Source organism: Stenotrophomonas sp. HMWF023 (assembly GCF_003060985.1).
GTDB classification, from domain to species: domain Bacteria; phylum Pseudomonadota; class Gammaproteobacteria; order Xanthomonadales; family Xanthomonadaceae; genus Stenotrophomonas; species Stenotrophomonas lactitubi.
This window is the reverse complement of record NZ_QAIJ01000248.1, coordinates 1-12,468: the sequence shown is the minus strand read 5'-3', so window position 1 is coordinate 12,468 and position 12,468 is coordinate 1. Positions and strand designations below refer to the sequence as shown.

The 12,468-nt window shown below is 66.5% G+C and carries 12 protein-coding genes; 1 reads left to right on the top strand and 11 read right to left on the bottom strand.

Annotated features, from left to right (window positions below; translation table 11 throughout):
- The 7 genes from DBR20_RS13830 to DBR20_RS13800 form a co-directional block, all read right to left on the bottom strand.
- Window positions 1–76, bottom strand: a 76-nt coding sequence (locus DBR20_RS13830; RefSeq protein ID WP_146187010.1) for an NAD(P)-binding domain-containing protein, incomplete at its 3' end; no start/stop codon positions are given.
- Window positions 77–86: 10 nt separating this feature from the next.
- Window positions 87–1,325, bottom strand: a complete 1,239-nt coding sequence (locus tag DBR20_RS13825; protein WP_108266577.1) for a hypothetical protein — start codon at window positions 1,323–1,325, stop codon at window positions 87–89.
- 17 nt (window positions 1,326–1,342) lie between these two features.
- The gene (locus tag DBR20_RS13820; protein ID WP_108266576.1) at window positions 1,343–1,954 is read right to left on the bottom strand and encodes a DUF2242 domain-containing protein; all 612 of its coding nucleotides are present in this window, start codon (window positions 1,952–1,954) and stop codon (window positions 1,343–1,345) included.
- Between the two features lie 174 nt (window positions 1,955–2,128).
- Window positions 2,129–4,306, bottom strand: a complete 2,178-nt coding sequence (locus tag DBR20_RS13815) for a carboxy terminal-processing peptidase (protein WP_108266575.1) — start codon at window positions 4,304–4,306, stop codon at window positions 2,129–2,131.
- A gap of 238 nt (window positions 4,307–4,544) precedes the next feature.
- Window positions 4,545–5,555, bottom strand: coding sequence for a lipoyl synthase (gene lipA / locus DBR20_RS13810; RefSeq protein ID WP_108266574.1), 1,011 nt, complete (start codon window positions 5,553–5,555; stop codon window positions 4,545–4,547).
- 17 nt (window positions 5,556–5,572) lie between these two features.
- Complete coding sequence (gene lipB / locus DBR20_RS13805; protein WP_229979891.1) at window positions 5,573–6,253, bottom strand: lipoyl(octanoyl) transferase LipB; 681 nt, start codon at window positions 6,251–6,253, stop codon at window positions 5,573–5,575.
- A gap of 20 nt (window positions 6,254–6,273) precedes the next feature.
- Entirely contained in the window at window positions 6,274–6,552 is a 279-nt protein-coding gene (locus DBR20_RS13800) for a YbeD family protein (protein WP_032975372.1), read from the bottom strand.
- Between the two features lie 281 nt (window positions 6,553–6,833).
- Here DBR20_RS13800 and DBR20_RS13795 point away from each other — a divergent pair, with 281 nt between their 5' ends.
- Window positions 6,834–7,907, top strand: coding sequence for a lipid A deacylase LpxR family protein (locus DBR20_RS13795; RefSeq protein WP_089236932.1), 1,074 nt, complete (start codon window positions 6,834–6,836; stop codon window positions 7,905–7,907).
- Between the two features lie 265 nt (window positions 7,908–8,172).
- Here DBR20_RS13795 and DBR20_RS13790 read toward each other — a convergent pair whose 3' ends face one another.
- The 4 genes from DBR20_RS13790 to DBR20_RS22365 form a co-directional block, all read right to left on the bottom strand.
- Window positions 8,173–9,390 (bottom strand): D-alanyl-D-alanine carboxypeptidase family protein, encoded by a 1,218-nt coding sequence (locus DBR20_RS13790; protein WP_108266572.1) that lies wholly within the window; start codon window positions 9,388–9,390, stop codon window positions 8,173–8,175.
- A 102-nt stretch (window positions 9,391–9,492) separates the two neighbouring features.
- The gene (locus DBR20_RS13785) at window positions 9,493–10,737 is read right to left on the bottom strand and encodes a septal ring lytic transglycosylase RlpA family protein (RefSeq protein WP_108266571.1); all 1,245 of its coding nucleotides are present in this window, start codon (window positions 10,735–10,737) and stop codon (window positions 9,493–9,495) included.
- On the bottom strand, window positions 10,734–11,879 hold the full coding sequence (mltB, locus tag DBR20_RS13780) for a lytic murein transglycosylase B (protein WP_108266570.1): 1,146 nt from the start codon (window positions 11,877–11,879) through the stop codon (window positions 10,734–10,736). Before mltB ends, DBR20_RS13785 begins: the two co-directional genes overlap by 4 nt.
- Before the next feature lie 272 nt (window positions 11,880–12,151).
- On the bottom strand, window positions 12,152–12,468 hold a 317-nt coding region (locus DBR20_RS22365; protein ID WP_219927812.1), incomplete at its 5' end, for a hypothetical protein.

The following is a 12,468-nucleotide window of genomic DNA, read 5'->3' as shown; positions in this document are numbered from 1 at the left end:
CGCGGTGGCCACCGCGGTGCAGGCGCTGGGCCATGTTGGCACCCATGCGGCCGAGGCCGATCATTGCAATATCCATTGTTTCACCTTCAGTTGGGGTCTAGGGTCAGGCTGCCTGGCCTGCCGGTGGCTGCGCAGTGGCGCAACTGCGCCTCGCGCCAACGCCGGTAGAGCGTGGTATGCAGATTGTGCAACGCCAGGTCGATGGAAAACGGTGTGCGCGGATTCCGGTCGAGCAGGCGGATGATGTGATAGCCGACAGGACGTATACCGCGTGGGTGCGCGTAGATCACGAACTGCTGGTAGAACGCATCGTCCAGCAACTGGTCCATCTGCTGCACGACGTCACGATAGCGCGGGGCCAATTGCGCACGCAGCACCGGATCGCGCTCGTACAGCAGCCGCTCGAAATAGCGTTGGCCGACGCGCGGAATGCCCTGTGCCAACTGCCACAGGGCACGATTGCGCTGGTCGTACCAGGCCAGGCCGCCGTGCGCGGCCAGCGCCTGCGCGGCACCCTCGCCCACCTCCACCACGACGAAGTTCTCCGCCTGGTTGCTGAGATCGTCCAGCGTGCCTTTGTCGAATACGTGTTCGATGAAGCCCGGCAGCCCTACAAATGCCTGCCGCCCCATCGCCGAGGTGCGCACGGCCTTGCCGTCGGCCAGGAACCGGCCGGCCTGCGCGCCCAGCAGGATGCTGTCGGTGTCGTGCAGTCCAAGGAAGGTGCCGATGGACAGTTCGTCCGCAGTGAATTCCGCATCGAAGGCCGCATCGCCGTACAGCTCGCGCTGCGTGGCCAGCTGCGCGACCTGGCGGCCGACACCGCATTCGGCACGCACGCGGCCGGTGTAGAACGCATCCAGTGCGCGGCTGTTGCTGGCGGCCGGTACATAGCCGCGGCCGAAACTGCGCACCCGCTGCCATCCCTGTGCCGGGGCACCGCGTGCGCCGAAGCCGATCCAGCCCAGCTGCACACCGGTGAAGCGGAAGGTCTCATTGTCCTGCAGTGCCTGCGTGGCGCGTTGCGCGGCCGCACCCAGTTCAAAGGCGTAGGCGCAGACCGTGGCCGGATCGTCCAGCAGCTGCTGCAACAGGGCCTGCCGATCGGCATCAGCCAGCGTATCCGGCCAACGCACACGAAGATCACCGGCCGCCTGCGCCTCGGCCAGCGAGGCACGCGTACACACCGGCCCACCCTGTACCTGGGGCGCGTTGATCGCCGCGGTTTCAAAGCGCCACCCCAGCCGCTGCAGCAGGCCCTGGCTGCACTCGGCCGTAGCAGCCAGCGCACTCAGGGGCCAGCCCAGCAGCAGGGCCCATGCCATCACCCTGCCGCGCACGTTCAGCCCTGGTCCGTTGCCGCCGGCGCTGGTTCGGGCTCGGGCCCGGCAGGGGGCGGCGGCGGCGCGGCCGGTTGCGGTTCTGCTTTCGCTGCCGCCGGCAGGTACTGCTGCAGGCGCTGGAAGAAGCGTCGATAGAACTCGGCATCGGTAATCGTGCTGCTGGCCACTTTCACCAGCGAGTCGTCATTGCTGCCGAACGGCAACGACACCGAGCCCAGCGCGCCCACGCCGACACTGGCCGAGGTCGGGCTCTTCTTCAGTGCATAGCGGTCCTGAACGGCGCTGACGAACACCAGCGCCTGGCTGCCACGCGGCGCGCACGAGATACGCAGCACCAGTTGTTCGTGGTCATCTTCGCGCGGCTGGAAATTCTTGTTGCCTTCCACCTGCGCGTCGTCCGACCGTGCGATGGCATAGCCCTGGCTGAGCAGCGTGCGCCGTGCAGCCTCGCAGGCTTCGGCCGGACGGCCATCGACGGTGCGCGAGAAGGTATCCCCCGAATCGAAAGACTCGCGCAGCACCGTGCTGTCGGCGGCGCGACCACCACAGGCGGTCAATGCCAGGGCACTGGTGGCGGCCAGCAGGGAAGCAGAAAAAAGGGAGGCCCGCATGGGTACTCCTGCGAAGACGGTAGCCCCGAGGGTAGCCCCCTGTCCGTGTGCACCGGGTCGATAACACCGGCCCCCTCCCCCACCGTTGCTCCCGGTTCATGCAAAAAGGGGACGGAGGGATCAAGTCGTTTGTGCCACCAACGACTTGATCCGCTCCGTCCCCTCCTCAGTCAATCAGTCGGCCCAGCGGCCTGCGGCGGTGGACTGCGGCAGCACCTGCGCCGACAGCGGACGGTCGGCCTCCAGCAGGTTCACTGCGTCGGCCAGGATCGAGGCCGATTCACGCAGCAGCGGGTCCGGGCGCTTCTCGGCAGCCTTCTCGCGGGCGGCATCCTTGACGATGTCGCGCTCGTTGCCGGTCAGGCCGTCATCGCTGCTGTCATCGGCCAGCGGGTCCAGGGCCAGGCCCAGTTCCTTGCGCACGATCTGGCGCTGCTTGCGCTGGGTGTCCTGGCGCTCGCGCTCGGCACGACGGGTTGCTTCATTCAGCGAGACGTACTTCTTCGCTGCTTCGGTACGGAACTGCTCCACGTCCTCATTCCACCACTGGAATTCCTTGTCGGTGGCGATACGCGAGTCGTGGCGCGTTTCCAGCTTCGGCAGCAGCGGCGCAAAGTTGCCGTACTGGGTGTGCGGCACCGCGGCGATGCGGGTCCACGGCAGTGCGTTGTCGTAGGTGCTCTCGCCGAACTCGGTGGCATCGACGCTGGCCGGGAACGCCAGGTCCGGCACCACACCCTTGTGCTGGGTGCTGCTGCCACTGATGCGGAAGAACTGGGCGATGGTCAGCTTCACCTGGCCAAAGCGCTGGGTTTCGCCGCTCGGCCAACGGTCGAGGTCGACGATGTTCTGTACGGTGCCCTTGCCGAAGCTGGTTTCACCGATGACCAGGCCGCGACCGTAGTCCTGGATGGCACCGGCGAAGATTTCCGATGCCGACGCCGAACCACGGTTGATCAGCACTGCCAGCGGGCCATCCCATGCCACGCCCTGGTTGCGGTCGCTGTTGACGGTGACACGGCCACCGGATTCGCGCACCTGCACCACCGGGCCCTGCTCGATGAACAGACCGGTCAGCTCGATGGCTTCATCCAGCGAGCCACCACCGTTGTTGCGCAGGTCCAGCACCACGCCGTCCAGCTTGTCGGTCTTGAAACCAGCCAGCAGCTTGGCCACGTCGCGGGTGGCCGACGCGTAGTCGGCGGCGTTGCGACGACGGCCTTCGAAGTCCTGGTAGAAGGTCGGCAGCTTGATCACGCCAACCTTGCGTGCCGGCTCGCCATTGGCGGCCGGAATGGTCATGGTCTCGCCCTTGGCGGCCTGTTCGGCCAGGCGCACCTTCTGCCGGGTCAGCACCAGGGTGTGGTGCTTGCCGTCGACGCCCGCTTCGGCCGGAATGAATTCCAGCTTGACGTCGGTGTCCTTGGCGCCACGGATCTTGGCCACCACATCATCGATGCGCCAGCCGATCACATCTTCCACCAGCCCGGACTTGCCCTGGCCGACACCGACGATGCGGTCGCCCGGCTTCAGCGTGCCGTCCACGGCAGCCGGACCACCGGCGATGATCTCGCGGATCACCACCACATCGTCCTGGCGCTGCAGCTGCGCACCGATGCCTTCCAGCGACAGCGACATCGCCTGGTTGAAGTTCTCGGCGGTACGCGGGGTGAAGTAATCGGTGTGCGGATCAACCGCGCTGGTGTAGGCGTTCATGAAGAACTGGAAGGTGTCTTCGCCCTTCAGCTCGTTGACCGACTTTTCCAGGGTGGCGTAACGCTTGTCCAGCGTCTTGCGGATGTCATCGGACTTCTTGCCGGCCAGCTTCAGGCGCAGCCAGTCGTTCTTCACCGACTTGCGCCACAGCTCGTCGAGTTCGGCATTGGAAGCGGCCCACGGCACCTCCTTGCGGTCGTACTCGAAGCGCTCGTCGGTGGTGAAATCCGGTTCCTGCTTCAGCAGCTTGCGCGCATAGGCCACACGCTCGCCGACGCGCTGTTTGTAGATCGCGAACACCTGGAAGGCCGGCTCCAGTTCGCCGCCGCGGATGGCATTGGCAATGCCGGCCTGGAACGGTGCGAAGCGGGTGATGTCGGCCTGGGTGAAGTACTGCTTGCCGCCGTCCAGCGTCTCCAGGTAGCGCTTGAACACATCCTTGGAGGTGGCTTCATCGAGCGCACGCGGGCGGTAGGCGTAGCGGCTGTCGGACAACAGGCCGTACACCAGCTTGGAGGTGGTCACCTGATCGGCGGTGGCGGCAGCCGGCAACGCCGGTGAGTCGGCCTTGGCCGCGAGCGCCAGCGGCGCGACCAGCGCCAGGGCCATCAGGAATGCGGGGGCTTTGAATTTCATTGACGTGCTCGAAGGCGCCTTGCCAAGGGGGAGACTGCAGGGTGTTCAGACACCGCGACAGTGCCGAAAGTTGCCGGGTTTGTCACCCGCCCACGTTCGGTGGAAAACCAGCCTAGCGGGGCCGGTGTAGCAAATTGTGAATGCAGGCGAAGGCCGCCGCTGCGCTCGCCGGGCATGGCCCGGCGCTACCGACACCGCGCGCACGGGGTAGCGCCGGGCCATGCCCGGCGGCAACCGCTTACTGGACGCCGGCGCCCTTGGCCTGCACGTCGGCGTGGTACGACGAGCGCACCATCGGGCCGGAGGCCACGTGGCTGAAGCCCAGCTCGTAACCGTAGACTTCCAGCGCCTTGTAGTCCTCGGGCGTCCAGTACTTCAGCACCGGGTGGTGATGCGCGGTCGGCTGCAGGTACTGGCCGATGGTGATCATGTCCACGTTGTGCGCACGCAGGTCGCGCATGGTGGCCTTGATCTGTTCGAAGTCTTCGCCCAGGCCCAGCATGATGCCCGACTTGGTCGGCACCTCCGGGTGCTGCGCCTTGAAGTTCTTCAGCAGGTTCAACGACCACTGGTAATCGGCACCCGGGCGCACGTTGCGGTACAGGTCCGGCACGGTTTCGATGTTGTGGTTGAACACGTCCGGCGGGTTCTGCGCGAGGATCTCCAGCGCGCGCTCCATGCGGCCCTTGCCGCGGAAGTCCGGGGTCAGCACTTCGATGCGGGTGCCCGGCGACTTCTCGCGGATGGCGGTGATGCAGTCGACGAAGTGCTGGGCACCGCCGTCGCGCAGGTCATCGCGGTCGACGCTGGTCACCACCACGTACTTCAGGCCCATGTCGGCCACGGTCTGGCCCAGGCTGGCCGGCTCGTTGGCATCGGGCGGCTTCGGCCGGCCGTGGGCCACGTCGCAGAACGAGCAGCGACGGGTGCAGACCTCGCCCAGGATCATGAAGGTGGCGGTGCCGTGGCCGAAGCACTCGTGGATGTTCGGGCAGCTGGCCTCTTCGCACACGGTCACCAGACGGTTCTCGCGCAGCTTGGCTTTCAGGTTCTGCACGGCATTGCCCGAAGGAATGCGCACGCGGATCCAGGAGGGCTTGCGTAGCACCGGCACGTCGGCGAACTGCACCGGCGAACGGTTGATCTTGTCCCCACCCATCTGCTTGACCCCGGCCTGCAACGGCGCGGTGGACGGAAGCTCGGCCTGCACGATCTGCAGGGGAATGGTGCGGGCAGTGGTTTCAGTCATGGCGTTTCCGGGGGCGGTCAGGCGGCCGCAGAGAGATCAGGCAGTTCAGGCACGGGCTGCAGCAGCAGGCCGAACTGGCGGGCCAGGTGGTCCAGCAGCACCGGCTTGACGGCGTCCATCCCGGACGGTCCGCCCAAGTCTAGCACCGTGGTCACCTGCAACCCCTCGTAACCACAGGGGTTGATGCGGTGGAAAGGATCCAGGTCCATGGCCACGTTGAAGGCCAGGCCATGGAAGGTGCAGCCGCGGCGAACGCGGATGCCGAGCGCGGCGATCTTGGCGCCACCGACATAGACGCCCGGGGCGCCGTCGAGCCGTTCGGCACCGATGTTCCACTCGGCCAGCGTATCGATGATGGCCTGTTCGATGCGGCACACGTAGTCGCGCACGCCTATGCCCAGCCGCGGCAGGCGCAGCAGCGGGTAGATCACGATCTGGCCGGGGCCGTGGTAGGTCACCTGGCCGCCGCGATCGACGTGGACAACCGGGATCTCGCCCGGTGCCAGCACGTGTTCGACCTTGCCGGCCTGGCCCAGGGTGAACACCGGGTCGTGCTCGACCACCCACAGCTCGTCGAGCGTGTCGTCGTCGCGCTGGTCGGTGAAACGCTGCATGGCGTGCCAGACCGGTTCGTAGGGCTGGCGCCCCAGGTCACGGACCACTGCCGGGCGCGGCGGACGCGCCTCGGGGGCCGCCACTTCGGCAGGGCAGCTGGCGGCTACACCGTCCACTTCACTTCCGGGTGGTCGCGCAGGGCCTGGTGGGCCACGTCGTACTGTTCACGGTTCTCGGCCCGGAAGACCAGGCGCACCGAGACGTACTTGCCGTTGGACGAATGCTTCCAGCTGATGCGCTCGTTCACCACGTCGACGCCAGCAGCCAGCAGCAGGCGGGGGAGTTCATGCTCCAGGCCGCGGTTGGCCGGGCCCATCGCGCTGAGCTCGAACTGACCGGGGAACTGGAAGCCGTGTTCGGGATTGTCGGACTTGATTTCCATGCGCCCATTATCGGGCCGCAGGGCAACAAACCCAAGAGTATTCATATAGGCCGGCGGCACCGCAGGCGGGCCGCTGCGTTGCAGCTGAACATCCATTCAGGCTCGGACCCAGGTCTCAGGGCTCCCGCGCCCATACGCGCAGCTCCCCCTGCGGTAACCAATTGTGTCGATCAGACAATGTTGTTTTCGGAACAGACAAGTGATCCCAGCGCGCTCGTTCCATCACATCGCCGGGAGTAACGTGTCGTTGCATAAAACGACAAACAAAAGCCCCCTTCCCGATGATCATCCCATCCATGCGTCACCTCGCAGCCTTCGGGCTGTCCGGCCTGCTGGCCACCGCCCTCCCCCTTTCCGCCCAGGCAGCCGAACAATGCGGCCCGGACGCGATGCGCGAGCATCCGCCGCAGGTCAATTTCCGCGTCGACAACGACCTGTTCGGCGGCCGCCACCAGGACCAGGGCTATACCAATGGCGCCCAGCTGACCCTGGTCTCGCCCAACCTGGTCGACTACACCGATGACCCCTGCCTGCCGCGCCTGGCGCGCTGGGTGAACAGCCACCTGGAAGCGCTGCACCCGGGCAAGTTCGAACAGCAGAACATGATCTTCAGCGTGGCCCAAGGCATCTTCACCCCTACCGACCCTACGCGCAGCGACCTGATCGAGGATGACCGGCCGTATGCCGGCGTGCTGCTGGTCAGTTTCGGCTTCAACGCGCGCAGTGGCGATCGCCTGCAGACCACCCAGCTGTCGCTGGGCGTGGTTGGGCCGTGGGCGCAGGGCAAGCAGGTGCAGGACGCCGTGCACAGCGTGCTGGGCGATGAGAAGTTCAAGGGCTGGGACAACCAGCTGCACAACGAACCGGTGTTCATGCTGACCCACGAGCGCATGCGCCGCTGGCCGGGCGATGCCAGCATCAATGCCGACGGCTGGGGCTGGGATGCGATCAGCCACTACGGCGGTTCGATCGGCAACCTGGAAACCAAGGCGAACATCGGTGGCGAAGTGCGCTTCGGCTGGAAGCTGCCGGACGATTTCGGCAGCACCCCGCTGCGCCCGGCCGGCGAGAACACGGCACCGACCCGGGGTGGCAAGCCGTCCGGCTGGTCGTGGCACCTGTTTGCCACCACTGATGCGGCGTGGGTGATCCGCGACATCACCCTGGACGGCAACACCTTCCGCAACAGCCACAGCGTGGACAAGCGTCATGTGGTCGCCCAGGGCGGTTATGGCATCGCGGTGATGCGCGGTCGCTGGAAGTTCGCGATGGCGCGCTACCACAGCACCCGCGAATTCGATGGCCAGCGCCAGTCGCCGGTGTTCGGTAGTTTCACCGTCAGCCGCTCGCTGTAAGCGATCGGGCTGAGGGTTGTGCCGGCCGCTGGCCAGCTTCAGGTATATCCGGCCGGGCTGGTGGTAGTGCCGGCCGCTGGCCAGCTTCAGGTATATCCGGCCGGGTTCATGGGGAGCCGGCCAGCGGCCGGCACTACCCGCATCCGGGCGGCATCATGAGCGGCCGGCATCACCGGCATCCGGACGGGTTCATGGAGAGCCGGTTTCCGAAACAGAAAAGGCCGGCATTCGCCGGCCTTTTCCGTTCACCGCAGCACGCTGCGGATCATTCCGATTCCCACCACATCCAGAAGCTGTCCCACAGGCGCTTGAAGAAGCCGGCCTGCTCGACTGCGGCCACCGCCACCAGCGGCGCTTCGGCCACCAGCTTGCCATCCAGGGTGACCTTGACGGTGCCAATCTGCTGGCCAGCGGTGAACGGCGCTTCCAGAGTCTTGGGCACGTCGATGCTCGGCTTCAGGTCGTTGTAGCGACCGCGCGGCACGCTGACCAGCATCGGCTGGGCCACGCCCAGCTGCACCTTGTCGGTGGTGCCCTTCCAGACCTTGTGCTCGGCCACGGCCTTGCCCGGCTCGTACAGGCGGTGGGTTTCGAAGAAGCGGAAGCCCCAGTTCAACAGGGCCAGGCTGTCATCGGCGCGCTGCTTTTCCGACGCACCGCCCAGCACCACGGCGACCAGACGCTGGTCACCGCGCTGGGCCGAGCTCATCAGGCAGTAGCCGGCCTCGGAGGTGTGGCCGGTCTTGATGCCGTCCACGCTGCCATCGCGCCACAACAGCAGGTTGCGGTTCGGCTGCTTGATGGTGCCGACCTGGAATTCCTTGATCTTGTTGTACGCGTAGGTTTCCGGGTAATCGCGCACCATCGCGCGGCCCAGCAGGGCCAGGTCGTAGGCGCTGCTGTGGTGGCCCGGGGCGGTCAGGCCATGGGCGTTCACGAAGTGCGAGTTCTTCATGCCGATCTTGGCGGCGTAGCTGTTCATCAGCGAAGCGAAGGCTTCTTCGCTGCCGGCCACGTGCTCGGCCAGGGCGATCGCGGCGTCATTGCCGGACTGGATCGCCATGCCCTTTTCCATGTCTTCCAGACGTGCAGTCTGGTTGACCGGGAAGCCACTGTAGCTGCCATCGGTGCCGGCGCCACCTTCGCGCCAGGCGCGTTCGCTCATCATCACCTGGTCGTCGGGACGGACCTTGCCGTTCTTGACCTCGGCGGCGATCACGTAGGACGTCATCACCTTGGTGATGCTGGCCGGGGCCAGCTGTTCATTGACGTTCTCACCTGCCAGTACCTGGCCGGTGGCGTAGTCCATCAGCACCCAGGCCTTGGACACGCTGGGTGCGGGCGCCGGCGGCGTGGCCACGGTGGCGGGGGCAGCAGCGGCGGCAGGCGTCGGGGTGGCCGGGGTCGGCAGCGGCGTCTGGGCGGAGGCCAGGCCCACCACCAGGGTGGCGGCCAGGGCAGTGGCGGCGGAACGGAAATTCATGGGACAGCAGGCTCCAGGGGACGGCCGGAAAATGAAGGATGGGACAAGGTGGCCATTGTAAGGCCGGGGTGGCAAGGGCCGGCAGCACCGGCCCGGGCGGAATCAGTCCTTGACGATCTGTGGCGAGCCAAAGCCCAGACCCGAGATGCGCCCGGCAAGTTCCGCCGCGCTGGCATGGTCGCTGGCGGGAACCCGCAGGCGCCACAGGGTACGACCACCGGCAGCGATGTCGCTGATGGTGGCACCGACGATGCCAGCGGCGTTGAGCTGGCCCATCGCCCGGTTGGCGTTGTCGCGGTTGGAGAAGCTGGCAACCTGCAGCATCACCGCGCCCACTACCTTCTGCGACAGGCTGGGGCTGCTGGCCGGGGCTGGGCTGCGCGGCATGGCGGTGGCCACGACCGGCGCGGCGGGACGCGGTGCGGGCGCGCTGGGCGGCAGGCTGCTGACCGCCACCTCCGGCATCGTGCTGACGGCGGCCTGGGTGGTGGCCGGCTGGCCACGCGCCGGCGCCCCATCGGCAGGCAGGCGGTTGACCAGGCGATCGATGTCGCTGTCGGCAACCGCGCGTGCGGCAGGTGCGGGGCGTGCGCTGGCGACGGCAGCGGTGGCCGCCGCCGCTTCAGCAGCACGGCGTTCGCGGCGCGACGGCTTCTGCGCCATCAGGTTGGTTTCACCCGGCTGCACCGCGCGCACTTCCACGTTGCCGGTACCGCGCTGGGTGATGCCCAGGCGCACAGCGGCGGCATAGCTGAGATCGACCACGCGGCCATCGTGGAACGGACCACGATCATTGACGCGCACGATCACCGATTCGCCATTGTCCAGGTTGGTCACGCGGGCGAAGCTGGGCAGCGGCAAGGTCTTGTGCGCAGCGGTGAACTGGTACATGTCGTAGACCTCGCGGTTGGAGGTCAGGCGGCCGTGGAACTTGGCGCCGTAGTACGAAGCGGTGCCACGCTCGACGTAGTTGCGGGTGTCGTCGAGCACCTTGTACTGCTTGCCCAGCACCACGTAAGGCGATTTGTTGCCGATCACCGAGCGGTCTTCACTGGTCACCAGCGGCTCGGGAATGCAGGCCACGTTGGGCACATAGCTGGGCGTAGTGTCTTTCACGCCGGGCTTGTACAGGCCACCGGCGGTGTAGTTGCCACGGGTGGACATGTCCTCGGTGGCCGCCGCGTACGGCGAGCCCTCCGGACAATGCGCCGGACGCCCGCCCTTGCCCTGCACCACCGTGCCGGATGGCTTGCCACCATGGCCGGCGGTCGCCGGCTTCTTCGGCGCGCTGCTGCAGGCGGCCAGCGCGAGGACGATCAATCCAGGGACCAGCCATCTGATGTTCATGCCGGGGGCAGCTCCTGTCCGGCAATGGCCTGCGACAACTGGAACACGGCCATCGCGTACATCTTCGAGAGGTTGTAACGGGTGATCGCGTAATAGTTCTGGAAGCCCAGCCAGTACTGCTTGCCGGCGCTGCCTTCAAGGGTGATGGGGGTGGCGGTGGCGCCCGGTTGCACCGGTGCGCTGGGCTGGTAGCCGCGCTGGGCCAGATCGGACAGCGACCAGGTGGGCATCCACTCGGTCGGGTTGAACTCTTCGCGGCCGGCGGCGAGCGTGGCCGGCACGGCGACCTGGCCGCCGCGCACCCAACCGCCCTTCTTCACGAAGTAGTTGGCGATGGAGGAGAACACGTCGTCGTAGCTGTTGAACAGGTCACGGCGACCATCGCCATTGCCGTCCACCGCGTAGTCCAGATAGCTGGAGGGCATGAACTGGCCCATGCCCATCGCGCCGGCATAGCTGCCCTTGAGCGTGGTGATGTCCAGCTTTTCCTCGCGGCCGAGCTCGAACAGCTTGGCCAGCTCATCGCGGAAGAACAGCTCGCGGCGTACTTCGCGTTCCAGCTTGGCCGGGTCGCCACTGCGCGGGTAATAGAAGGCCAGCGTGTACAGCGCGTCGAGCACGCGATGGCTGCCGGCATTCTTGCCGTAGCTGGTTTCCACGCCGATGATCGCCACGATCACTTCAGCCGGTACGCCAGTGCGCTGCTGTACGCGGTCCAGTTCGGCACGATGCTGGGCAAGAAATGCCTTGCCGCCGTCGATGCGCGCCTTGCTGATGAACATCGGCCGGTATTCGTTCCACGGCTTGACCCGTTCTGCCGGCCGCGACATGGCGGCGATGATCGGCTGGCGCACCTGCGCCTGGTCGAGCACGTTGCGGATCTCATCGGGCTTCAGGCCATAACGCTTCGCGGTGTCGGCAATGAATTTCGCGCGCGCGGTTTCGAACGGCACCGGGGTGAGATCGACCGGCGCAGCCGTAGCGGCTGCCGCTTCCGGCGCGGCTTCGGCCGGGCCCTGAGGCTTGGTCGCCGGGTGGCGCGGCGTACTGCTGGCCTGGGGCGAAGTCGGTGGGGACGTCGGCTGGGTCGCACAGGCGACCAGGCCGAGGGTGAGCATGCAGGCCAGAGAACGTCGAATCATCACCGCAGGTTAGCAGGTCATGGATGAATTAAAACCCCTAAGACCATGAATCACAACGATTTGCTCGCGTTCAGCGAGAAATGTGAAGGCGTCGTGATTGACCTGCCCCATTCAGGCAGAGGTTGCCGGTTGCGCCCCCATCCCCGCAGACGCAACCGGCCGCCGGACCCGGTCGGTACCTGCGCGGCTGCCGCTCCCCAGTGGCAGTGCTCCGCGCTCCTTGTACCTGTTGGATCAGTACTGCTTTCCCATCCGACGCCCCTCGCGCTGCATCAAAGACGGCGCGCCATGCCGAACGGGCCGCCATTGTGCAGGCCGATTGCGACAAGTCCATTGATCAGGATCAACGCGGCGTCAAAATGTGAATTGGCGCCCACTTTTAATGGAACTTCGTCAGCGGCCATGCTGCTGTGCGGCGTTGTGGGAACGATTACAGAAATGCGCTTGCGCAGATTCATGCGGGCATCGGCGGCGAAGGTCGGCGAACGGCGCAGCCCCCCGTGGGTGGCCGCTGAAAGCAACAGCCGTGGTTGGCCGGGCGGGTGGGGTTCGCGGGGGACGCCGTGAATCCGTCCATGGAGGCTTGGCC

Coding starts and splice junctions, on each gene's coding strand:
- DBR20_RS13825 (WP_108266577.1), bottom strand. CDS start 1,325: ATGGCATGGGCCCTGCTGCTGGGCTGGCCCCTGAGTGCGCTGGCTGCT.
- DBR20_RS13820 (WP_108266576.1), bottom strand. CDS start 1,954: ATGCGGGCCTCCCTTTTTTCTGCTTCCCTGCTGGCCGCCACCAGTGCC.
- DBR20_RS13800 (WP_032975372.1), bottom strand. CDS start 6,552: ATGGAAATCAAGTCCGACAATCCCGAACACGGCTTCCAGTTCCCCGGT.
- DBR20_RS13785 (WP_108266571.1), bottom strand. CDS start 10,737: ATGAACATCAGATGGCTGGTCCCTGGATTGATCGTCCTCGCGCTGGCC.
- lipA (WP_108266574.1), bottom strand. CDS start 5,555: ATGACTGAAACCACTGCCCGCACCATTCCCCTGCAGATCGTGCAGGCC.
- DBR20_RS13790 (WP_108266572.1), bottom strand. CDS start 9,390: ATGAATTTCCGTTCCGCCGCCACTGCCCTGGCCGCCACCCTGGTGGTG.
- DBR20_RS13795 (WP_089236932.1), top strand. CDS start 6,834: ATGATCATCCCATCCATGCGTCACCTCGCAGCCTTCGGGCTGTCCGGC.
- DBR20_RS13815 (WP_108266575.1), bottom strand. CDS start 4,306: ATGAAATTCAAAGCCCCCGCATTCCTGATGGCCCTGGCGCTGGTCGCG.
- mltB (WP_108266570.1), bottom strand. CDS start 11,879: ATGATTCGACGTTCTCTGGCCTGCATGCTCACCCTCGGCCTGGTCGCC.